Source organism: Nitratireductor pacificus pht-3B (assembly GCF_000300335.1).
GTDB lineage: Bacteria > Pseudomonadota > Alphaproteobacteria > Rhizobiales > Rhizobiaceae > Nitratireductor > Nitratireductor pacificus.
Window position 1 is genome coordinate 17,063 of sequence record NZ_AMRM01000022.1, and the last position, 23,243, is coordinate 40,305.

At 64.4% G+C, this 23,243-nt stretch carries 14 protein-coding genes, 1 tRNA gene and 1 pseudogene; 3 read left to right on the plus strand and 13 right to left on the minus strand.

Translation table 11 applies throughout. The features are described from left to right. Positions 1 to 6 precede the first annotated feature (6 nt). A complete protein-coding gene (locus NA2_RS17440; protein ID WP_008598394.1) occupies positions 7 to 705 on the plus strand; it encodes a DsbA family oxidoreductase in 699 nt (232 codons plus the stop codon). 131 nt (positions 706 to 836) lie between these two features. Here NA2_RS17440 and mfd read toward each other — a convergent pair whose 3' ends face one another. Continuing rightward, complete coding sequence (gene mfd / locus NA2_RS17445) at positions 837 to 4,340, minus strand: transcription-repair coupling factor (protein ID WP_008598395.1); 3,504 nt, start codon at positions 4,338 to 4,340, stop codon at positions 837 to 839. A 13-nt stretch (positions 4,341 to 4,353) separates the two neighbouring features. Continuing rightward, on the minus strand, positions 4,354 to 4,632 hold the full coding sequence (locus NA2_RS17450) for an FAD assembly factor SdhE (RefSeq protein ID WP_008598396.1): 279 nt from the start codon (positions 4,630 to 4,632) through the stop codon (positions 4,354 to 4,356). 107 nt (positions 4,633 to 4,739) lie between these two features. Here NA2_RS17450 and recG point away from each other — a divergent pair, with 107 nt between their 5' ends. After that, a complete protein-coding gene (gene recG, locus NA2_RS17455; protein ID WP_008598397.1) occupies positions 4,740 to 6,848 on the plus strand; it encodes an ATP-dependent DNA helicase RecG in 2,109 nt (702 codons plus the stop codon). Here the strand turns inward: recG and NA2_RS17460 are convergent. The 4 genes from NA2_RS17460 to NA2_RS17475 all read right to left on the minus strand — a co-directional run bounded on the left by NA2_RS17460 (position 6,800) and on the right by NA2_RS17475 (position 11,822). Next, positions 6,800 to 7,504, minus strand: a complete 705-nt coding sequence (locus tag NA2_RS17460; protein ID WP_008598398.1) for a DUF502 domain-containing protein — start codon at positions 7,502 to 7,504, stop codon at positions 6,800 to 6,802. The two genes, recG and NA2_RS17460, sit on opposite strands and share 49 nt — an antisense overlap. A 115-nt stretch (positions 7,505 to 7,619) precedes the next feature. Next, a complete protein-coding gene (glmS, locus tag NA2_RS17465) occupies positions 7,620 to 9,443 on the minus strand; it encodes a glutamine--fructose-6-phosphate transaminase (isomerizing) (protein ID WP_008598399.1) in 1,824 nt (607 codons plus the stop codon). Positions 9,444 to 9,625: 182 nt separating this feature from the next. Next, positions 9,626 to 10,978 carry a bifunctional UDP-N-acetylglucosamine diphosphorylase/glucosamine-1-phosphate N-acetyltransferase GlmU gene (gene glmU / locus NA2_RS17470; RefSeq protein ID WP_008598400.1) on the minus strand — a complete coding sequence of 451 codons (1,353 nt, stop codon included), beginning with the start codon at positions 10,976 to 10,978 and terminating at the stop codon, positions 9,626 to 9,628. Positions 10,979 to 11,063: 85 nt separating this feature from the next. After that, the gene (locus NA2_RS17475; protein ID WP_008598401.1) at positions 11,064 to 11,822 is read right to left on the minus strand and encodes a cytochrome c biogenesis CcdA family protein; all 759 of its coding nucleotides are present in this window, start codon (positions 11,820 to 11,822) and stop codon (positions 11,064 to 11,066) included. 254 nt (positions 11,823 to 12,076) lie between these two features. Between NA2_RS17475 and NA2_RS17480 the strand changes: the two genes are divergently transcribed. Next, positions 12,077 to 12,152 (plus strand) — tRNA-Lys (locus NA2_RS17480). Positions 12,153 to 12,166: 14 nt separating this feature from the next. Here the strand turns inward: NA2_RS17480 and NA2_RS21610 are convergent. The 7 genes and pseudogenes from NA2_RS21610 to NA2_RS21615 form a co-directional block, all read right to left on the minus strand. After that, positions 12,167 to 13,209 (minus strand): annotated as a pseudogene (locus NA2_RS21610) (integrase core domain-containing protein). 228 nt (positions 13,210 to 13,437) lie between these two features. Next, complete coding sequence (locus tag NA2_RS17495; protein ID WP_040678409.1) at positions 13,438 to 14,148, minus strand: TetR/AcrR family transcriptional regulator; 711 nt, start codon at positions 14,146 to 14,148, stop codon at positions 13,438 to 13,440. A 231-nt stretch (positions 14,149 to 14,379) separates the two neighbouring features. Next, a complete protein-coding gene (locus NA2_RS17500; protein WP_008598405.1) occupies positions 14,380 to 16,164 on the minus strand; it encodes an ABC transporter ATP-binding protein in 1,785 nt (594 codons plus the stop codon). Then, positions 16,161 to 17,984 (minus strand): ABC transporter ATP-binding protein, encoded by a 1,824-nt coding sequence (locus NA2_RS17505; RefSeq protein ID WP_008598406.1) that lies wholly within the window; start codon positions 17,982 to 17,984, stop codon positions 16,161 to 16,163. Before NA2_RS17505 ends, NA2_RS17500 begins: the two co-directional genes overlap by 4 nt. A gap of 132 nt (positions 17,985 to 18,116) precedes the next feature. After that, positions 18,117 to 20,339 carry a TonB-dependent receptor gene (locus tag NA2_RS21305; RefSeq protein ID WP_081582718.1) on the minus strand — a complete coding sequence of 741 codons (2,223 nt, stop codon included), beginning with the start codon at positions 20,337 to 20,339 and terminating at the stop codon, positions 18,117 to 18,119. After that, positions 20,336 to 21,508, minus strand: a complete 1,173-nt coding sequence (locus tag NA2_RS17515) for an MFS transporter (RefSeq protein ID WP_157188289.1) — start codon at positions 21,506 to 21,508, stop codon at positions 20,336 to 20,338. The genes NA2_RS21305 and NA2_RS17515 overlap by 4 nt, the downstream gene beginning before the upstream one ends. 328 nt (positions 21,509 to 21,836) lie before the next feature. Beyond that, positions 21,837 to 22,829, minus strand: coding sequence for a helix-turn-helix transcriptional regulator (locus NA2_RS21615; protein ID WP_157188290.1), 993 nt, complete (start codon positions 22,827 to 22,829; stop codon positions 21,837 to 21,839). Positions 22,830 to 23,243: the final 414 nt, after the last annotated feature.

The window sequence follows — 23,243 nt, forward strand, 5'->3', positions numbered from 1 at the left end:
CGGAGCATGGCCGAAGCTGTCGCAGGGATCGCCGAACCGGTTGTCGTCGATGTCGTGTCCGACGTAGTCTGCCCCTGGTGTTATGTGGGCCGGGCGCGCCTCGGCGAGGCGATCCGGTCGCGACCCGACCTTTCCGTCACGCTGCGCTGGCGCCCGTTCCAGCTCGATCCGACCCTGCCGCCCGAAGGCAGGGATCGCCACGCCTACATGATGGGCAAGTTCGGCAGCGCGGAGCGCATCCTCGATATGCACCGGCAGATCAGCCAGATCGGCCAGGAACTGGGCATCTCGTTCGATTTCGACGCAATCAAGGTATCGCCCAACACGCTCGACGCGCATCGCGTGATCCGCTGGTCGGCGACGGCCGGCCCCGGCGTGCAGGACCGGCTTGTGGGACGGCTGTTCGCTCTCTATTTCGAGGAAGGCGCGAATATCGGCGACCACGCAGTGCTGATCGATGCGGCGCGCGACGCCGGCATGGATGCGGCGCTGGTCGAAACCCTGCTCGCCACCGAGGCCGACCGGCCCGAGGTGCAGCAGGAGATCGCCACCGCGCAGAAGATGGGCGTCACCGGCGTGCCCTGCTTCCTGCTCGAGGGCCGCTACGCGGTGATGGGCGCGCAGGAGCCGGCGGCCCTGGCCGATGCCATTTCCAAGGTCGCCGAAGCCAAGGCCAACGGCACGCTCGACGCGCCGCAGCGGTGACGAACGGCGGGAGCGAGCCTGTCAATCGCGAATGCTGGTGAGTTGCATAACCATCCCCACAGCGCGTCATGCCCGGCCGCAGAGCCGGGCATCCATGCCTGAACGGTCAATCATTGCATTTCGGCGCCTGATCAGGCCGCCTTCTTCTCGATCAGCCGCACCAGCTGCGTCATGATCACGGCGGCGCCCGCCAGCCGCTTCTCGGGCGTCGGCCAGTCGCGGATGAAGACGATGCTGTGATCGGGGCGGATCTTGGCGAGCGCGCCCTGCTCGCCGATGAAGCGCACCAGGCCCGCCGGTTCGGGGAACTGCCGGTTGCGGAAATGCACCACCGTGCCCTTCGGGCCGGAATCGAGCTTTTCCACATTGGCCCGGCGGCACAGCGCCTTGATGAAGACGATCTTCAACAGGTGCTCGACCTCCTGCGGCAGCGGGCCGAAACGGTCGATCAGCTCGGCACCGAAAGCGTCGATCTCCTCCGGCGTCGTCAGGTCCGCCAGGCGGCGGTAGAGCGCCAGGCGGAGCTGCAGGTCGGGAACGAAGTTTTCGGGGATCATCACCGCCGTGCCGACGCTGATCTGCGGAGACCAGCCGGTGTCGGCCACATCGTCGGCCCCGTTCAGCTCGGCGACGGCCTCTTCCAGCATCTGCTGATAAAGCTCGTAGCCGACCTCCTTGATATGGCCCGACTGTTCCTCGCCGAGCAGGTTGCCGGCGCCGCGAATGTCGAGATCGTGGCTGGCGAGCTGGAAGCCAGCGCCCAGCGTGTCGAGCGACTGGAGCACTTTTAGCCTTCGTTCTGCGGTCGCCGTCAATGTCTTGTTCGGCGGCAGGGTGAACAGCGCATAGGCGCGCACCTTCGAGCGCCCGACGCGGCCGCGCAACTGATAGAGCTGCGCCAGGCCGAACATGTCCGAGCGGTGGACGATCAGCGTGTTGGCCGTCGGGATATCGAGGCCGGATTCGACGATGGTCGTCGACAGGAGCACGTCGTATTGCCCGTCGTAGAAGGCGTTCATGATGTCGTCCAGCTCGCCGGGCGCGATCTGCCCATGGGCGGTGGCGACCTTCAGTTCCGGCACCTGCTCGGCCAGGAACTCGCGCATCTGCTCCAGGTCGGAAACGCGCGGCACCACATAGAAGCTCTGGCCGCCGCGATAGCGCTCGCGCAAGAGCGTTTCGCGGATGACCAGCGGATCGAGCGGTGCGATGAAGCTGCGCACCGCCATGCGGTCGACCGGCGCCGTCGTGATCAGCGACAGCTCGCGCACCCCCGTCAGCGCCAGTTGCAGCGTGCGCGGGATCGGCGTCGCCGAAAGAGTCAGCACATGGACGTCGGACTTGAGGTCCTTCAGCCGCTCCTTGTGCTTGACGCCGAAATGCTGCTCCTCGTCGATGATCAGCAGGCCAAGATTCTTGAAATTGACCGAGCTGCCGAGCAGCGCATGGGTGCCGACGACGATGTCGACGGTTCCATCCGTCAGCCCCTTCTTGGTCTCGGCGAGTTCCTTTGCGCCGACCAGGCGGGATGCCTGGCGCACCGTCAGCGGCAAGCCGGCGAAACGGTCGCGGAAGGTCTTGAAGTGCTGGCGCGCGAGCAGCGTTGTGGGCACCACCACGGCCACCTGCAAGCCTTCCATGGCGGCGACGAATGCGGCGCGCAGGGCGACTTCCGTCTTGCCGAAGCCGACATCGCCGCAGATCAGCCGGTCCATCGGCCGGCCCGAGGCCAGATCCTCCAGAACGGCGTCGATGGCGTTCTGCTGGTCGTCCGTCTCTTCATAGGGGAAGCGGGCGGCGAACTCGCCGTAGAGACCGTCGGGCGGCGCTAGCTTGACGCCCGGCCGCATCTGCCGCTCGGCGGCAATGCGGATCAGGTGGCCGGCCATCTCCAGCAGCTTCTTCTTCAGCTTGGCCTTGCGCGACTGCCAGGCGACGCCGCCCAGCTTGTCGAGCATCGTGTCCGGGCCATCCGAGCCGTAGCGCGACAGAAGCTCGATGTTCTCGACCGGCAGGAACAGGCGGTCCTCGCCGGCATAGCGCAGTTCCAGGCAGTCATGCGGCGCGCCGGCCGCCTCGATGGTGCGCAGGCCGACGAAGCGGCCAATGCCATGATCGGCATGGACGACGATGTCGCCGGCCGCCAGCGCCGCCACCTCGGAGATGAAGTCGGACGCCTTCTTGCGCTTCTTGGCGCGGCGTACCAGCCGGTCGCCGAGAATGTCCTGCTCGCAGATGACGGCGAGACCGGCGGTCTCGAAGCCGGTTTCCAGCGGCAGGATGCCGATGCCGGCCTGCTGCGAAGGCAGCTTGTCCAGTTCGGACAGGGTTTCCACGCGGGCGACATTGCCGAGATTGTGCTCGGCAAGGATCTGCGACAGACGCTCGGCAGACCCCTCGCTCCAGCCGGCGATCAGCACGCGCTTGCCCCTGGCGCGCAGGGCGCCGATATGCTTGACGACATGGTCGAAGACATTCGCCTTCGGGTCGGCGCGCTCCTCCGCAAAACTGCGGCCCGGCTCGGCCCCGGCATGATGGATGCGCGAGGTGCTCGTCTCCGGCGTGGCGAAGGGCGTGAAGCGCACGACGCGCCGGTCGGCGACGGACCGGCTGATCTCGCCGGGATCCAGATAAAGCGTCTCCGGCGCGACAGGCTTGTAGGGCACGGCGCCGCCCAGATCGTTGCCGGCCATCTGCTGGCGGCGGGCTTCATAATGATCGACAATCAGCGCGTGGCGTTCGCCCAGCGCTTCCTCCACCAGATGGTCGAACACCAGGGGCGCGTCGGGCAGATAGTCGAGAACGCTTTCCAGCCGCTCGTGAAACAGCGGCAGCCAATGCTCCATGCCGGCGAAACGCCGGCCCTCGCTGACCGCTGCATAGAGCGCGTCGTCGCGCGATGGCGCGCCGAAGGCCTCGATATAGTTGCGGCGGAACCGGCTGATCGTCTCCGGCGTCAGCGTGACCTCGCTCATCGCCTGGAGGGCGATTTCCTTGCGCTGGCCGGTGGTGCGCTGGCTCGCCACATCGAAGGCGCGGATCGATTCCAGCGTGTCGCCGAAGAAGTCGAGCCGCAGCGCCTCGTTCCAGCCGGGCGCGAACAGGTCGAGAATGCCGCCGCGCACGGCGTATTCGCCGATGTCGCGGACCGTCGAGACGCGCTCGAAGCCGCTCGTTTCGAGACGTGCGGTCAGGGCCTGCATGTCGACCTGGTTGCCGGGCCGGGCGAAAAAGCCCTGCGCGCCGATCTGGTTCGCCGGTGGCATGCGCTGCAACAGCGCGTTGGCACTGACGAGCACGACCGCACGGTGCGGCCTGTCCTTCAGCGAAGCCATCGCCGCCATGGCGGCAAGCCGGCGCGCCGCCGTGTCGCCGCCGGGCGAGACGCGGTCATAGGGCAGGCAGTCCCAGGCCGGCAGGTCGAGCACCGGCAGGCCGGGCTCTGCAAAGCGCAGTGCGTCGGCAATCAGTGGCAGGCGCTGCCCGTCGCGCAGGACGAAGATGAGCGGACCGTCAGCCGCCAGCTCGCGCGCGGCGATCGCGAGCGCGAAGGCCTCGAAACCGTCGGCGACACCATCGACCGTGATGGCCCCGGCGCCCGTCGCCGGCAGTTTGATTGGATCGATCAGGCCCATGGCGTCGTCTGCCTCAGTTGGCTCGCGTGGCCAGGATGCGCGCGAAGAGCGGGGTGTCATGGAGCGGCTCAACCGTGGCCTCGCCGGTCACCCATTTGAAAAGCTGCGTGTCGGGCACCTCAAGCAGCGCCTCGTACTGCGCCAGTTCGTCCTCGCTCAGCCGGTCGATCTCGGCGTCCGCGAAGCCGCCCAGCACCAGGTCCATCTCGCGCGTTCCGCGCCGCCAGGACCGCACCAGGGCGCGCCGCCGGCGCGGATCGAGATCGTGGCTCGAACGGGTTGTGCCTGTCATGGTCTGGCCTTCGATGTCCGGGGTTGTCGCTTGTCCGCGCGGATATAGCGTGTGTACGACCGTCTGTCAGCCTTGCGTCACGCAAATGCGGCTTTAATCATGACATGATGCGCCCTTCGCTTCTCGATCCCCTGTTCGCCCCCGCCACCGCGCTCGACGGCGTCGGCGCCAAGGTGGCCGACCTCCTGTCCAACATCGTGCCGGGCGATGTCGCCGGGCGCGACCTGCGTGTCGGCGACCTCCTGTTCGTTCTGCCGCATTCGCTGATCGACCGCCGCAACCGGCCGGGGATAGCGCTGGCACCGGAGGGCGCGATCGTCACGCTGGACCTGACGGTCGGCAGGCATCATCCCGCGCCGCCCGGGCGCAAGAACCTTCCCTACCGGGTCTTCGCCTTCGACGAGACGGGCGAAATCGCCCTGACCTTCTTCCACGCGCGGGCGCCATGGCTGGAGAACGTGCTGCCGGAAGGCGGGCGGGTTCTCGTCAGTGGGCGTATGGAATGGTTCAACGGCCGGCCCTCGATGGTCCATCCGGATTTCATCGTTCCGGCAGACGAGGCCGACAGCCTGCCGTCCCTGGAGCCGGTCTACCCGCTGACGGCGGGGTTGTCGTCGAAGGTCCTGCGCCGGGCACTCGGCCAGGCGCTCGACCGCTTGCCCACCCTGCCGGAGTGGCAGGATGACGGGTTTCTCACGCGCAGTCGCTGGCCCTCCTTCGCCGAAGCCTTGCGGCGTCTGCATGCGCCCGAGGAGCCGGAGGACGGAGAACCCGAGAACCCGTTCTGGCGGCGCATAGCCTATGACGAGTTGCTGGCAGGTCAGCTTTCACTGGCGCTGGTGCGGGCCAGGGTCAAGCGTCTTTCGGGCCGTCCGCTGACCGGAGACGGGCAGATCGAGGCGAAGATCCGGGCCGCCCTTCCCTACCGGCTCACGCAGAGCCAGGAACAGGCGGTGCGGGAGATCCACGACGATCTGGGCGCGCCCGAACGCATGGTGCGCCTCCTGCAGGGCGATGTGGGGGCGGGCAAGACCGTGGTGGCGCTGCTTGCCATGGCGCGGGCGGCGGAGGCCGGTGGACAGGCGGCGCTGATGGCACCGACGGAGATCCTTGCGCGGCAGCATTTCTCGACCATCCAGCCCCTTGCCGAAGCCGCCGGCCTGTCCGCAACCGTGCTTACGGGGCGGGAAAAGGGCAAGGAGCGCGAGCGGATCCTTGCGGAGATCGCCTCGGGCGCAGTGGATTTCATCATCGGCACCCATGCGCTGTTTCAGGAAACGGTGCAGTTTCGCGACCTGGCCCTGGCGGTGGTCGATGAGCAGCACCGTTTCGGCGTGCACCAGCGGCTGGCGATCACCGCGAAGGGCAATGCGCCCGACATGCTGGTGATGACGGCGACGCCGATCCCGCGCACGCTCGTCCTGTCCGCCTTCGGCGACATGGATGTCTCGCGCCTGACGGAGAAACCGGCCGGACGGCAGCCGATCCGCACCGTGACCCTGCCGATGGAACGGCTGGGCGAACTGGTCGAGCGCATCCGCAAGGCGCTCGCCGAGGGACAGAAGGCCTACTGGATCTGTCCGCTGGTGGAGGAGTCGGACGAAGTTCCGCTGACCTCGGCCGAGGACCGGTTCGCTGCGTTGCAGAAGGTGTTTGGCGCGGCGGTCGGCCTCGTCCACGGCCGCATGAAGGCGGCGCAGAAGGACGAGGCGATGCGCGCCTTCAAGGCGGGCGAGACGCGCATCCTCGTCGGCACCACGGTGGTGGAAGTGGGCGTCGATGTCTCCGACGCGACAATCATCGTCATCGAGCATGCGGAACGGTTCGGGCTGGCACAGCTTCACCAGCTGCGCGGCCGGGTCGGGCGCGGCGCCCAGGCGTCATCCTGCGTGCTGCTCTACAAGGGGCCGCTTGGCCAGACAGCGACGCGCCGGCTGGAGGTGCTGCGCGAGACCGAGGACGGGTTCGTCATCGCCGAGGAAGACCTGAAACTGCGCGGCGAAGGCGATCTGCTGGGCACCAAGCAATCGGGAACGCCCGGCTTCCGCGTGGCGCGCATCGAGATCCACGCCGATCTCCTGCAGGCCGCTCGCGACGATGCGCGCCTGATCCTCAGTCGGGATCCGGAACTGGAAACGGCGCGCGGCGAGGCTTTGCGCCTGCTGCTCTACTTGTTCGGGCGTGACGAAGCGGTGCGCTTGCTGCGCGCCGGCTGAGGGGTTTCGCGCCGCGCCGTATCGGCGAGCGCCTTGGTCTTGGCCTGGTATTCCGGCGCGACGAGGCCGGCGGAGATCACCAGCTTGGCCCCCTCCTCGACGGTCATCTTCAATTCGATGACGTCCGCCTTGGGAACGAACAGCAGATAGCCGGACGTCGGGTTCGGCGTGGTCGGCAGGAACACGGCGATGGTCTGCCCCGCATCGTCTTCGACCTGCGCCTGCACCTCGCCGCGCGTCTCCGTAGCGATGAAGACCAGGGCCCACAGGCCCTTGCGCGGATATTCGACGAGGCCCACCTTCTTGAACGTGTCCGAACGCTCCGAAAGGACGGTTTCGAGGATCTGCTTCAGCCCGCGATAGACGCTGCGCACGAGCGGCATGCGACCAAGAATGTTCTCGCCGGTGGAAACGACCGTGCGGCCGATGATGTTCGCCGTCAGGGAGCCGATCAGGGTGATGACGATGAGCGCCACGATCAGGCCGAAGCCCGGAACGGGGAACGGCAGATAGTTGTCGGGATTGTAGCGCAGCGGAATATAGGGTTTCACCCAGGAATCGACCCAGCCGATCATCGACCATGCCAGATAGGCTGTGATGGCGAGCGGTGCTGTGACGATCAGGCCCGTGAAGAAGTAATTGCGCAGGCGGGTCATGATGCGGGAACGGGCCTCGATATGGCGGAGGAAGCGGCGAATGCCCGGTGGAGGTTAGTCCACCGGGTTTCAGAATAGAATAGTGTTTCGGTTCGGTCTGTGGCGAATTTGCGGCCTATTCGACCGTGACGGACTTCGCCAGATTGCGCGGCTGGTCGACGTCGGTGCCCATGATGACGGCCGTGTGATAGGCAAGGAGCTGGACCGGCAGCGCATAGGCGATCGGCGCCACGAATTCGGGCACGTCCGGCATGACGATGGTCTCGAGCGTCTTCAGCGTCGCCTTGGCGGCCCCTTCCCGATCCGTGATCAGGATGATCCGGCCGCCGCGCGCCGCCACTTCCTGCATGTTGGACACGGTCTTCTCGAAGATGCGGTCATAGGGCGCGATGACGATGACGGGCATCTGCTCGTCGATCAGGGCGATCGGCCCGTGCTTCAATTCGCCCGCCGCATAGCCCTCGGCATGGATGTAGGAGATTTCCTTGAGTTTCAGCGCGCCTTCCATGGCGAGCGGATAGCTGGTGTCGCGGCCGAGATAGAGCACGTGCCGCACATGGGAGAGCTCGCGCGCCACCGCCTCGATCCGCTCGCTGAGCTTCAGCGCCTGCGCGGCATAGCGCGGGGCTTCCGAGAGCTGGCGGACGAAATCGCGCTCCTGCTCCGCCGAGATGGTGCCGCGCGCCTTGGCCGCCTTCAGCGCCAGCGAGGCCAGAACGGAGAGCTGGCAGGTGAAGGCCTTGGTGGAGGCGACGCCGATCTCCGGACCGGCAAGCGTCGGGAAGATGCCGTCACTCTCGCGGGCGATGGTCGATTCGCGGACATTGACGATGGCGCCGATCGGCACGCCGGCGCTGCGGCAGTAGCGCAGCGAGGCGAGCGTGTCCGCCGTCTCCCCGGACTGCGAGACGAACAGGGCAGCGCTGTTCTTCGGCAGCGGCATCTCGCGGTAGCGGAACTCGGACGCGATGTCGATGTCGACCGGCAGGCGGGCATAGCGCTCGAACCAGTATTTCGAGATCAGCCCGGCCAGATAGGCGGTGCCGCAGGCCGAGATGGCCATGCGCTCGATGCCGGCGAAGTCGAACGGCAGGTCGAAATTCCCGACGGTCCCGGCGCTGAAATCCAGATAATGCGCCAGCGTGTGCGAAATCACCTCCGGCTGCTCATGGATTTCCTTCTCCATGAAATGGCGGTGATTGCCCTTGTCGACCATCATGCTTGTGCCGATGGATTGCTGCCGCTGGCGCGCCACAGGTGCGCCGTCCATGTCGAAGATCTCGATGCCCGAGCGACGCACCACCACCCAGTCGCCGTCCTCCAGATAGGTGATGGCATTGGTGAAGGGCGCGAGCGCGATGGCGTCGGATCCGAGATACATCTCGCCGTCGCCATGGCCGACCGCCAGCGGCGGGCCGTTGCGGGCGCCGACGATCAGGTCCTCATCGCCACGGAACATGATGGCCAGTGCGAAGGCGCCGCGCAGCCGCTTCAGGGCGGCGAAGGCGGCATCGCCGGGCGCCTTGCCGGCGCGCAGCTCGCGGGCGATCAGATGGGCGACCACCTCGGTGTCCGTCTGCGAGGCGAAAGCGAAGCCCTCGTTCGACAGTTCCTCGCGCAATTCGGCGAAATTCTCGATGATGCCGTTGTGAACGATGGCCACGTCTTCGGCGAAATGGGGATGGGCGTTGGTCTCGTTGGGCACGCCATGGGTCGCCCAGCGCGTGTGGCCGATGCCGATCAGGCCGCCGAGCGGTTCCTCGCCCAGACGGCGCTCCAGATTGACCAGCTTCCCCTCGGCGCGGCGGCGGGCCAGATGCCCCTGCTCGATCGTGGCGACACCCGCCGAATCATAGCCGCGATATTCAAGGCGCTTCAGCGCATCGACGATCAATGGAGCGACGGGCGTGTGCCCGACAATGCCGACGATTCCGCACATAGGATTGCCCTAGCCTCCCACCATTTTCCCAACCCGGTCTCGCCGACCTTCTAGAGCGGCCATGCGACGGGTAGAAATCAACAAGTCTTTCAGTCCATTTCAGCGTTAACGCGCCGTACGCGATGCATGGAGATGCAAGGCTATCCCCTTGAATCGACACGGCGCGGATGCGCCGACGCGTCCTACTTCTTCGCCTTCAGCGCGGCAAGCCGGTCGCGCAGCCGCTTGCCGAAACCCTCGCGGATCGACTGCCGCGCGCGGCCGAAAGCCAGGGCATCGGCGGGCACCGATTCGGTGATGACGCTGCCCGAGGCGACATAGGCGCCCGCGCCGATGGTGACGGGCGCGACGAGCGACGAATTCGTGCCGACGAAGGCGCCCGGCTCGACATCGGTGAAGTGTTTCAGGAAGCCGTCATAGTTGCAGGTGATCGTGCCTGCGCCGATATTCGCCCTGGCGCCGATGCGCGCGTCGCCGATATAGGACAGATGCGGCACCTTGGCGCCCGGTTCGACGCGCGCCTTCTTGATCTCGACGAAATTGCCGATCTTGGCGCCCTGCATGATCTCGGCTCCCGGACGCAGCCGTGCGAAAGGACCGACCGACGCGCCGTCCTCAACGCGCGCCTGCTCGATGTGGCTGTTCGCATGGATGATGACGCCCTCGCCCAGCGAAACGCCCGGTCCGAAGAAGATGTTGGGTTCCAGCACCGTATCGCGGCCGATCCGCGTATCGTGGGCGAAGAATACGGTGTCGGGCGCAATCATCGTCACCCCGTCGAGCATGACCTCACGCCTGCGGCGGCGCTGCCAGATGACCTCGGCCTCCGCCAGCTCGGCGCGGTTGTTGATGCCGAGCGCGCTTTCGAAGCCCGCCTCGATGGCGCGCACGGCCATGCCCTGCCCGGCGGCGATCTCGACGATGTCCGTCAGATAATATTCGCCCTTGGCATTGTCGTTGCCGACCGCGTCGAGCAGCGCCAGCGCCCTTGCGCCGGCGATCGCCATGGCGCCGCCATTGCAGAAGGTGATGCGGCGCTCCTCGTCCGTGCAATCCTTCTCCTCGCGGATCGCGACCAGCGCATCGCCCTTCTCGATCAGGCGCCCGTAACCCGTCGGCCGGTCGGTGCGAAAGCCCATCACGACCACATCCGCGCCCGTCGAAAGCCCGTCGCGCATGGCGCGAAGGGCATCGACGGAGATCAGCGGGGTGTCGCCGAATGTGACCAGTATGTCGTCATAGCCGCGGGCAATCGCCGCGCGTGCGGCCAGAACCGCGTGGCCTGTCCCCAGTCTCTCGGACTGGATGAAGCTCTCCGCATGGGGCGCGAAAGCCCGGGCGGCTTCCGTTACCGCATCGGCCCCGTGACCGACGACGAGCGCCGTATCGCCGCTTCCGGCCTCCTCCAGCGCATGCGTCACATGCGCCAGCATTTCCAGCCCGGCGATCCTGTGCAGGACTTTTGGCACGGCGCTCTTCATGCGCGTCCCCTCGCCCGCGGCGAGAATGACGGAAAGGCAGCTGCGTTCGCTCATGGATGAAGACCTGTGATGAAGGCGCGTTGCGGTTCAGAATCGGCCCTGTTTAGCATTGCCGGAGCCATGCTCCAATGCCGCAGCGTCAACCGAGCCTGCCGAGGGCCGGAAAGGTCTCGAGCAGCCAGAACGCCATCGATTGCATGCCGCCGGTGAGAAAAAGAACGCCCGCCAGAACCAGCAGCCCGCCCATGACCTTCTCGACACGGCCGAGATGCATGCGGAAGCGCGACAGGAAACGCATGAAGCTGCCCGAAAACAGCGCGGCGATCAGGAACGGGATGCCGAGGCCGAGCGAATAGACCGCCAGCAGGATCGCCCCGTCGGTGACCGTCTCGCGCCCGCCGGCGAGTGTCAGGATCGGCCCCAGGACCGGACCGATGCACGGCGTCCAGCCGAAGGCGAAGGCGAGGCCCATGACATAGGCGCCGAGCTTTGTCGCCGGCTTGCCGCCGGCCTGAAAGCGCGCCTCGCGGGACAGGAAGGGAATGCGCAGGATGCCGAGGAAATTCAGCCCCATCAGGATGATCACGACGCCGGCCACGATCGCCAACTCGTTCTGCCACGCGCGCAGGACGGCGCCGATGGAGGATGCGCCGGCGCCGAGCAGGACGAAGACGGTGGTAAAGCCCAGGACGAAGGCGAACGAGGCGGAGAACAGTGCCAGACGCGTTCCGTTCAGGCCGGAGGAAGCCTGCTCCGCCTGCTTCTGGCCCTGAAACTCCTCGACGGAGACACCGGCCATGTAACAGAGATAGGGCGGCACGAGCGGCAGCACGCAAGGGGACAGAAACGACAGGGCGCCCGCCCCCAGGGCACTCAGATAACCAACATCAACCGCCATATTTCATTTCCTAAGGGTTTGATTCTAGAAACATTCCCTCTCCGGGACCTGTTCGGAGACCAAGGCGGTTCCCTATACGCAAAGGCAAATCCCGGCGCCAATCACCTTTCCGTGGCATGTGGTCGCGACGTGCCGCGGGGCGCCGATGGCGGAGAGTTCAAAAAGCGGCGGAGCATCGGCGGTTTTGCGGTTGACCGCCGACAAGCCTCTCTCTATGTTCCGCGCACTTTCCGCGGTCGGCAACGCCCCGCCGGGAGCGCGTAGCTCAGTTGGTAGAGCAACTGACTTTTAATCAGTAGGTCCAGGGTTCGAGCCCCTGCGCGCTCACCAAAAAATATATAAAATCAATTGTTTGTGTCGGGCAGTTTGTAGCAGAGCGATGAGTGCGGCCGCTCGGTATTGTAGTGGCGTCTCCATGCCTCAATGATGACCTTGGCTTCGGCGAGGCTGTGGAAGATCTCGCCGTTGAGCAGTTCGTCACGAAGCTTTGAGTTGAAGCTCTCGCAGTAGCCGTTCTCCCACGGGCTGCCCGGCTCGATGAACGCGGTCTTTGCGCCGACAGCGGCGATCCACTCGCGCACCACTTTGGCGATGAACTCCGGGCCATTGTCGGAACGAACATGGCCCGGCACACCGCGCAGGATGAACGGGGCCGACAGGACGTCGATGACGTCGGTCGAGTTGAGCCTGCGGAACTTCCTGCCATTGTGGGTCCGGCCCTCGACAAAGTCATAGGACCAGACATGGTTGGGGTGAGCAGGCCGAAGCCGGAGGCACGATCCGTCATTCAGCCAGAGCCGGTCTTTCTTCGGTTGCTTCTGGAGAACCTTCAGCCCCTCCCGCCGCCAGATGCGCTCGATACGTCTGGCGTTCACCTTCCAGCCCTCGGACCGCAGCATCGCCGTGATCCGATGATAGCCACAGTGACCGTAACGTGCGGCGAGCCCGATGATGTCGGTGGTCAATGCCTCCTCATCCGATCGGCCATACGGCTGCTTGCGCTGGGTCGAGCGATGCTGGCCGAGAACCTTGCAGGCAAAGCGCTCCGAGATGGAGAACTTCGACATGACATGGTCGACACGGCGCCGACGGCGGGCGGGGCTCAGAAGTTTCCCGAAGCAGCCTCCTTGAGGATCAGCTTCTCAAGCGTCAGGTCCGACACCGCCTTGCGCAGCCGGTCGTCCTCTTTCTCGAGCTCCTTCAGGCGCTTCACCTGATCGCCCTTCAGGCCACCAAACTCCCTGCGCCAGCGATAATACGTAACCTGCGTCACGCCGATCGAGCGAACCGCTTCGCCAACCGATCTTCCTCCTCCTTGCGACAACAGAACATCAACCTGGCGCAGCTTCGCGACGATCTCTTCAGGCTTGTACTTTTTCTGGGGCACTCCAATGCCCTCTTCAAGGCTCAATAGCCTAATTCACGGAGGACCACTTTTCAGGGGGGAAGACTAGAAGGCGGTGTAAACTTGCGCTTCTGAGCCATTGTAGTTCGTGGATGAAGCGCCTCGTGCCTCGCGTTCGAACCCGGCCGCGCCCGGTTCGAATGCGGGCACGAGAGATACTGTCGCCAGAGTTCACTCCTGGTGGAGCTCTTATCCGTGCAACACTATGGCTCAGTATGGGTCGTCGGAATTGCTCGACCGCATGGCCGCAAGCCCTGCAAGGACGAGGTCGCGCTTCCTCTCCCACCATGGCCGCGCGCCGCCCTCGATGACGGCAACCATGCCCTGAATCGCCGCAGCGTCTTCCGTGTGGTTTTTCGCTGCTTCTTTCCATGTCTCGATTATCGAGGCGGTGTGCGCCCTGCCCTCCCTGTCCGGCCGCGCCATGGCCCGCCAGCCGAGGAAACAGTCGCCCGCCATGTCGACCAGCGTATCGACGGCAAGCATCGATTCTTCGAGCGAAAACCCATGGTTCCGCAACCGGGCCACCGCCTCAGCGAAGGAGCGGATACCGGCCTGCGGCGCGAATTCCACGGAACGAAAAGCCTCAGCCAATCCCGGATGGCGCTCATAAAGCGCCCAGACACCATCGGTAAGCGCGATCAGTTCCTCGCGCCAGCTGGCGCCTTCCGCGGCGCGCCAGTCCAGTTCGTCAATGGCAAGGTCGCTCGCCAGCGCGATGATCTCGCTGTGGCTTTTCACATGGCGGTAGAGCGAGGAGTGATCGACGCCGAGATGCGCTGCAAGCGAGGTCACCGTGACCCGGTCGACACCGAGTTCCAGCGCACCCCGCGCAATGCGCTCGCGCGAAATGCGTGGAGGCCGCCCGCGCCGAGCGGCACGCTCCGGCGCGCGTTTTTCTGTCGAGGAAGAGTCAGTCATGGTCGGAGCCTGTTATTGCGCTTCGATTTCTGCGTCCCTTCGCCCCTGCCTTGTCAGGCGCCTCCGGCGGAAAGAAGGATTTCCGTCGCGGACGATTTCGTCAATCGCCATTGTCGAAGGAGTGACATTGCTGGCGATGGTGACTGATCGCTCCCCTTGGGGTCGGGATCTTGAGATGTCTCTGTCTGCTAGCGCAGACCTGCCCCAAACCTCAACCGTCCGCCAACACCCTCATCCGAGTTTCCAACCGGCGGCGCGGGCGCGATGGCTCCAGAGCCGGGCATAGAGCCCCTTCCCGGACAGAAGCTCTTCATGCCGGCCGCGTTCCACGATGTGCCCGTCATCCAGAACGAGTATCTGGTCCGCCGCCTGGATCGTCGAAAGCTTGTGCGCCACGACAATGAGCGTGCGCCCTTCGACCAGCCGGGCAAGCGCCGTCTGGATTGCACGCTCGTTGGTCGGATCGATGGCAGCCGTCGCCTCATCCATCAAAACCACGGGTGCGTCCTTGAGGATCGCCCTGGCGATCGCCACACGCTGGCGTTCGCCGCCCGAAAGCGCTGCGCCACCCTCGCCAACCTCCGTGTCATAGCCGTTCGGCAGGCGGGTGATGAAGTCGTGCGCCTGCGCCGCCCTCGCCGCTTCCTCGATTTCCGCCTCACTCGCTCCGGGTTTGCCCATGGCGATGTTCTCGCGGATACTGCCGGCGAAGAGATAGACCTGCTGGAACACCACCGTGACGAGATCGGACAGGCCTGCCTCGCCGATCCGTGTCACATCGGCCCCGCCGATGGTGATCCGCCCTTCATTCGCATCCCAGAACCGCGAAATGAGACTGAGGACGGTGCTCTTGCCGGAACCGGACGGGCCAACAATGGCCGTCATCGAGCGTTCGGGAACCTCGAATGAGACATCCCGCAGCACCGGTTTTGCGGGATCATAGGAAAAATTCACCGCATCGAACCGCACCGCGTGGCCCTGCGGTTTCAGGTCGGCGGGTTCCGGCTGGTCCGGTGAGGAAAGGATGCGGTCCATCCGCACGAGGGAGGCATCGGCCATGCGCACGGTTTCCATGACGCCCAGAAGCGCCAGAAGCGGACCATACATGGAAAACAGCAGGATGAGCCCGGTGATGGCAGCGCCCTGCTCCATCAGTTGCGCCTCCGTCCGCAGGCCCGTTACCCAGATCACCAGCGGCGCACCAAGCATGACGATCATACCAAACAGCGCCATGGGCAGGGTCAGTTGCAGCACCATCTGGATCGAGATGTCGCGGAAATCGTCGATGGCGCGACGGAAATCGTCCTGCCCTTGCGCCATGCGGTTAAAGGCGCGGATCACCGGAAGGCCCTGCACGAACTCGATCATCCGCGCGCCGGCCTCGGCCTGTTTGTCCTGCCGGCTGAGGCCGAGTTTCGAAAGCCGGCGCGACGTGCCGACGAAGACTGGAAGCGCAACGGCGATGGAAGCCGCCGTCGCAAGCGCGACGGCCCAGTCGCGCGTCAGCAAGACGATGAAAATCGCCGCCGGCAGCCCAAGCGCCTGTGCGATGCGCGGAAGACCGTCGGAAAAGAAGCTTTCGAGCATCTGCATGTCGCTGGTCAGAACGGTGACCGTATCGCCCCGATGACGGGCCTGATGGAACCCCAGAGGCAGATGCCGGAGTTTTTCCAGAATGCGCAGACGCAGATGTCCCGCAACCTCATAGGAGGAGAGCCAGGAATTCCTGACCGACAGATATCCGAACATCAATTGCCCGGCGAGGGAAAGCGCCATGAGGCCGAAGGCCTGCGCGATCCAGATCCCCGTCAGAGCCTCTCCCTCGGCAAGCCCGATCACGACCCAGATCACCACACCGAAACTCAGGCCGAGCATCATGCTCTGCGCAAAACGATAGGCCACGCCGCGCGCCACCCGGCCCTTGAGTGGCTCCGCCAGATGCCATGCGCGACGCAGGCTTTCGATATCCGAACGGTCTTCGTGCGTGGCTTCATCCCGTGATGCGGCAATGCTCATTGCGCGGGCTCCTGCTCCCTGTCGCGCAGCGATATGGCCTGCGCCGCCGTATAATCCGCCCAAAGCCGGGCATAGAGCCCGCCTTCGGCGATCAGCGTCTCATGTTTTCCGGTCTCGGCGACCCGGCCCTCATCCAGAACGACAATGCGATCCGCGTTCATGATCGTATGCAGACGGTGGGCAACGACGATCAGCATTCGCCCTCTGGAGAGTTCGTTCAACGCCTCCTGAATTGCTGCCTCGCTGTCGGGATCGGCGAATGCCGTTGCTTCGTCCAGAACGATGATCGGCGCATCCTTCAAGATCGCGCGGGCAATGGCGATGCGTTGCCGCTCACCACCGGAAAGCGACGCGCCCCCCTCTCGCAGCCGCGTTTCATAGCCTTCGGGAAGCGCCGTTATGAAGTCGTGCGCACGGGCGGCACGCGCTGCCGCATGCAGTTCCTCTTCGTCCGCCTGCGCCTTTCCAAAGCGTATGTTCTCGGCGATGGTCCCGGTGAACAGGAACGTGTCCTGGAAGACAAAGGCAATGTCTCCCATCAACTGTTCCAGCCCGATCTCGCGAATGTCCACACCCCCCATGGTTATGCGGCCCGCGCCGACATCGTGCAGGCGCGGTATAAGTCCCGCCACCGTGGACTTGCCGGATCCGGATGGACCCACCAGCGCTGTCAGTTCACCGTCGCGCGCAGTGAAGCCGATACCGTGCAGAACATCGTGATCGGCGTAGCCAAAGCGGACATTCTCAAAGACGATGTCGCGGTTCTTGAGGGGAGTTCGTGCGCCTGTGTCGGGCTGCTCCGGCGTTTCCAGAACACTGTCTATCAGCGTCGACGCCATGGAGATATGCGCCATGTTGTGAAACAGGTTGAAGAGCTTCAGCAGAGGCTGGCTGTAGTTCGCGCCGAGGATCACGAAGAAAGCGAGCGTCGGCAGGTCGATCCATCCCATCGCCATCATGCCCATTCCGGCCGGCAGAATGATCGTGATGTTCGCCACGACCAGCGTGTAGAACAACGCGCCGAGCGGCACGAACTGACGCGCCATGCGGGTTTCGATGTCGGTGTAGTCGCGCACGGCGCGCACCGTCTCGCTCAGGCTTTCGCCGGTCCGGTTGAATATCTTCACCACGGCCATGCCGGCCAGATACTCGACCACCGCGCCGTTCAGCCGCTCGGACAGTTTCTGGTATTGTCCAATCAGGCTGGACGAGCGCCCCATTGCGATGACCATCAGCGCAAAGGCGAGTGGCGTCAGAATAATGGAGGCAATCGCCATTCGCCAGTCCACGACGAAAAGCCAGATCGTCACCGCAATCCAGGTGGCCAGCCCCGAAATGCCTTCCGGCAGGCCGTGCGCGACCAGAGCTTCCAGCCGCTCCGGTTCATCGACGATCAGCTTTTTCGCACGGCCCGAACGCCGGCCCGCGAACCAGCCCATTGGCAGCCGCGCGAGGTGCCGTGCCAGCGCGATGCGCAGGGCGTGGATGAGGCGGAAGGCCGCGACATGCGACATGCCCATGGCGATGCCCATCAGGGCCGTGCCGGCAACCACAGCGACAAGCGAAATCAGCGCATGGCTGACGAACAATCCGGGACCGGTCGTGCCATCGATGAGCGCCACGACAAGACGCCAGACCATCCACACAGGCACCAGTTCAAGCACCACCGCAAGCGTTGCCAGAAGCGCCGCCACGACAAGAAGATGCCGCGTTCCGTCGCCATAGCGCAGCAGCAGTTTCAGGCTGGCGAAGAAATCCGGCCGCTCTTCGGCGTTTCGTTCCGGCTCCGCGTCATTCGATCCCTCGGCAAGCGCAACCATGTGCCTCTCTTTTCATGAAGAAAAAGGTCATGTTTGCTAGCGTGCTTCGACCCAATTTGCAACAAGATGTTTCTTTTTTGGTGCTGCTGCTGGAGCGCCCGCGCCGGACGGCGCGGGCTGTGTTCGGCAGGATCAGAATTTCACCGCCGCTCCGATGCCGATCGTCGCGCCACGCGAGTAGCTCGCGCCGAAAACCTCGTTTCCCGTCACCAGGCTTTGGCCGTAAGGCTGGGCGGTCGTAACGTAGCGCTTGTTGAGCAGGTTCTCGCCGAAGATGTAAACCTCGCCATTGTCCCACTCCAGGGCTACCCGCGCGGAGATAAGGTGCACGGGGTCCAGCCTCGACAGGTTGCCGGCGTCCGAATAGCGCGATCCGACGAAATTGTATCCGAGCCGCGCCGAAAGTCCGAGATCGGCGGCGTTCGCGAAGCCCAGCGCATCGAGCGACGAGCGGTAGCTGAGCGATGCCCGCCCGGCCCATGTCGGCACGTACGGCAGCCGGTTTCCATCCTTCAGGCCCCGTTGCGATGCCGCGACGGCGGCCGAAACGTTGCCGATCTCCGTCGACGTATAGGTCAGGCCGGCGGCGATCGACCAGTTGTCGGTCACCTCATAGGAACCATCGACTTCCAGCCCATAGCTCCGAGTGTCGAGATTGAGCGACATGGGCTGGAACGTGGTCGGATGGAATGCAAGGATCTGCTCCTTGCTGACGTCGTTGTAGAAGGCCGCCGCAGAGAAGTTCAGGCGGGAATCCAGGAACGTGCCGCGTGCGCCGGCTTCGTAGGAAATGGACGACGACGATTCGTAGGGCGCCCGCGGTATGCCCTGCCAGTTCATCTGGTTGAACGTGCCATATCCGCCGCTCTTGTAGCCCCGCGCGATGGAGGCATAGGACATGAACTCGTCGGTCCAGTCATAGGAGACGGAGGCGCGGCCGGTCCAGAAATTGTAGTTTCTCCTGCCGCTCTCGTCGAACTGGTCGATGGCGAGTGGCTCCGTTCCGTCGCTTTCGTATCGGCTGGCATACTTCTTCTGCTCCCAGGTGTAGCGGCCGCCGAGCGAAGCCTTGAGCTTTTCCGTGATCGGGTAGGTCGCCTCGCCGAAGACCGCCTGTCCCGTGGTCACCTGGTTGAATGTGCTGCGTCCGGCCGCCGCTGGGCCATAGGCGAAGACCTTGATCGTCGAATCCACGTCCGCTTCGTCGCGGTAGTAGGTGGCGCCGGCGATCCACTGCACTGTCTCTCCCGGCGCCGAGTTCAGGCGGAATTCCTGGGTGAAACGGCTCTGCTCAATGTCCCAGTCGAAGAAATTGATCGCGGGGTTCCTGAAGAACTCGACGGGAACGCCCGAGATCCTGTTGCCGAGAAACCCGTCGACGCCGTCATAGGTGAGATGCGACTGGTTCACATTGTAGGAGGTCTGCGAGGTGAAGGTGAAGCGCTCGAACTCATGCTCGAACTTCGACTGGCTTGCATAATTCCTCACCGACTCGTCCGACAGGTTCTGCGACGCCAGGATGGGGAAGCCGTCCCCCTTGAGCATCGCGAAGGGCGGCGTGCCGCGCGCGCTTTCGGCGCTGGCACTCACGGTCCAGCTCGTCTGGTCGCTCGGCGTGAGCCGGAGCGTCAGCCGGCCGACGGCGCTGTGCTGCGCGCCGAGTTCCGGGCCGGCCGCATTGTCGATATACCCGTCTATGCCCTTCAGTCGGAACGCCACGCGCGCGCCCAACGTGTCCGCGATCAATGGCCCGCCCGCCGCGCCCTCGAGAATGCGGTGCCGCTCCGTGCCGATCTCGCCGCGCAGATATCCCTCGAACGTGTCGCCGGGCATGACCGGCACCAAATTGATCGCGCCGCCGGAGGTGTTGCGGCCGAAGAGCGTGCTCTGCGGCCCCTTGATGACCTCGACGCGCTCCAGGTCGAGATAGGCGCTATTGGACGAGGCCGCCGGCAGAGGCGTCCCATCAACGAAGGTGATGACCGAACTGTCGTCGGGGCTCAGGGGCTGGAGGATCGGCCCGATGCCGCGCATGATGACGTAGGACGTGGTACGGTCGCCATAGCCCGGCATATAGACGCCCGGAACCTCGCGCAGCACCGCCGGCGCGTCATGAGCGCCCCGCTCGCTCAACTGCTCCCCGGTCTGTACGTCGACCGCGAGCGGAACGTCGCGCAATGCTTCGTCCCTGCGGCGCGCCGTCACGACGATCTGGTCCAGCAGCGTGCTGTCGTCGAAGCGAAGCTGCCGGTCGCCTTCCTGGGCGATGGCGGCAGGAGCGAGCAGGCTCCCCGCCAGCGCCGTCGTCGCCAACAGTGCCGATATGCCTGAAGAATGGTGCGGGCGTCGCTTCATGGTTGCATGACTCCGGATTTCTCATGATCTGTTGGTTCGCCGGTCCGGGAATGCACCCGCCAGGCGAAGGCACCGCTTGCGGCACAGAGGACGGCGGTGATCGCAAGCACGAGGCTTGCCCCGCCGGCGGAAAGCAGCCCGCCGGCGCCGATGGCGAAGAATGTCGCGATCAGGGCATCGATGCTGGCGAAGGCCGAAGCCTGGACCGTGCTTCCCCGCCCCGAGCAGATGGGCAGGACGAGCGCGCGAAAGATGACGAAGAACATGTAGCTGAGGCCCATGGTAACGAGCGAGATCAGCACGATCCCGCCCGCCGAGCCGGCAATGTCCGAGAAGGCGAAAGCGCCCATCGCAACGGCCGCGAGCACCGCAGAGGCGCTCGCCACCTGCCAGGCGCCGAGCCGGGCCAGCGCCAGGCCGACGAACACCGAGGCAGCGATTCCGGTACCGTTCGAACCGATCGCGGCGAGCATGCCGATCTGGCCGAGGCTGAGACCCGCATCCACTTGGAGGACGGGAAGCATCCCGCCTGCCAGTCCCAGTCCCGCCCGCACGAGGAGCGAAAGGAGGAGGATCCGTCTTGCCGGCGCGCTCGTAAGAAAGCTCCACAGGCCGGAAAGCCTCGTTTCGGCCCGCTCGAACCGTCCGTGCTCCGTGCCGCCGGAGGGCAGCAACAGGGCCGGAAGGGTGAGCAGTGATGTCATGGCGATCAGGAGCACCACGATGGCGCGCCAGCCGAGATCGCCTCCGATCATGACGGTAAGGCCAAGCACCAATCCGCCGAGGGCCAGCCCAACGCCCTGGAAGGGCGCGCTGCGCCGGCGTTCCTCCGGCGTGAAACCGCTCAGCAGATAGCCGTCCAGCGCCACCGCCGCCGTCGAGACGCAGCCGATGACGAGTGTCGCAAGCGCGGTTATCACGAGTGGCGCGCTGGCCGGGTCGAATGCGTTCAGGGCGGCGGTCAGGAGGATCGCTCCGACGAGGCTGCAGAGCGCCACCCTGCGGAAGACGCGCATGTCGCCGCGCCCCAAACGCGCAACCGCGGGCGCCCATGCGACCCGGAGCGCGAAAGGTAGATAGGCGAGAAAAACGAGGTTGGCGATTTCGGGAGGATGCCCGGCCTGGCGCAAAGCGGCGGGCAGAATGTTGTAGATAAAGAACAGAGGCACGGCCGCCGCCGCGTAGACCGCGCCGACGCCAATGCAGAACGTCAGAGGCAGTGAACCGTGCTCACGGCGAGCTGCACTTGATCCGGAGATCATCGGCACCGGCCATAGGCGGTCGTGAGAAGGCCGCTTCTCAGTTGCTTTGCCAGCCGTGCTCGACGACGACAGGCCGTTCTTCGCCCGTCGCCTCGGACATGCTCTGCCCCGAACATTTTGGAATGGAACACCGTGAACCTTCAATCTTCAAACTGAAGATTTCATAGCAACAGCGCCGAGTCCCTTCCACGAGCGCGACTTTTGCCGGTCGAACTATTTCCTTTGCGCGCCGAGCTTACTTGGAATCGTTAAAATCCTGTGAGGGAGAGCAGCCAAATCGCCGACGATATGCAGTTGCGAAATTGGCGGGGTTGTTGAAACCGATCCTGTAGGCGATTTCCGAAACGCTCATGTTTCGTTCCCGCAGGAGCGCCCGCGCGACTTCCAGCCGGCGTTCACGCAGATACTCCATGATCGTCATGCCATAAAGCGCCTTGAAACTACGCCTCAGACCCGTCTCGTTCATCCCCACTATTCTGGCTATTTCCGGGACGGAAGGCGGATTCGCCAACCCCTCGTTCAACAGGGCGGTCGCATGTTCGACGCGCTCTCTATGAGTGCGGGTAAGACTGGGAAATGGGCTGCGTTCCTGACGGGATATGGATGCAATTTCCACGAGCGCCGCAAGAGCATGACTTTCTGCGTAAAGGCGACCGAGAATCCCGTTATAGGGGTTATCCGCCATTTGCATGAGATGCGCTCTCAACATCGGTCGATCGTCAAGCTCCTGCCAGATGAAACCGGTTCGAAACGCCTCGACGATCCTGTCGTAGCCTGGCAGTTTCGCTTCCTCGGCGAGTTGCGCAATGAGGTCTGCGCCCACGTGAAATCCCGTCATTTTGCAAACCTGACCCGCGCTCTGGATGGAGCTGGCTTCGATCTGATCGCCGGCAGCAAAGAACGTCGGCACGCCGATACGGTTTGCCACAACCCGCTTTCCATCGACGAACCCCGTGTGCTCGCCCTCCAGAAGGAGCCCGACGAAGAGATTTGGACTGTGGGACGAGATGACCTTCTCACTGTCAAGATACTCAAGAGCGCATCCTGTGAGGTCCAGTGATGGTCGCAGCGGCTCAATCCAGTAGCTGCCACGCGCATAAAGTGACGCACTCGCTGTCACACGCGTCGAGACTGGTTCGACTACCCTGGAGGTTTCGAAATGATGTGCGAGATCGTCATAGGAGATGCTTCCTGCAACGCGACGCTCAGAATGAATATTCTTGTACACTTGGTGATGCTCGCATCGGAAATTTCATCAAGAATGCTCTTCGAGCTATCTCAAGAGCCATACCGATCGCCTTTCACGATCAAGAGATGTTTTTGGCTTGCGCATGGCCGCGCCGATCGTAGGCGACAGCGGCTGGCTCAGTTAATTTTGACTTAAAATATCATGTTTTATCGCGGCTGAGAAGCTCGGCATGTGTCGAGCCACCGTCAACGTCGATGAAAGTTGCTTGCCTCTGGAAATTCCAAGGGAGAGGCATGATTGCCCTGCCCAAAGACGTACCGACGGATGCTATTTGGCGTTCACCGGACTTTATACCCTCCACAATGCAGCCGTGCTTGCTTCTTCGCAAAGCTGCAACCCAATGGGAAAACCCGGCGCCCTGAAGCCCTTGGCGAAGAACAGCAGCTAAGGGGC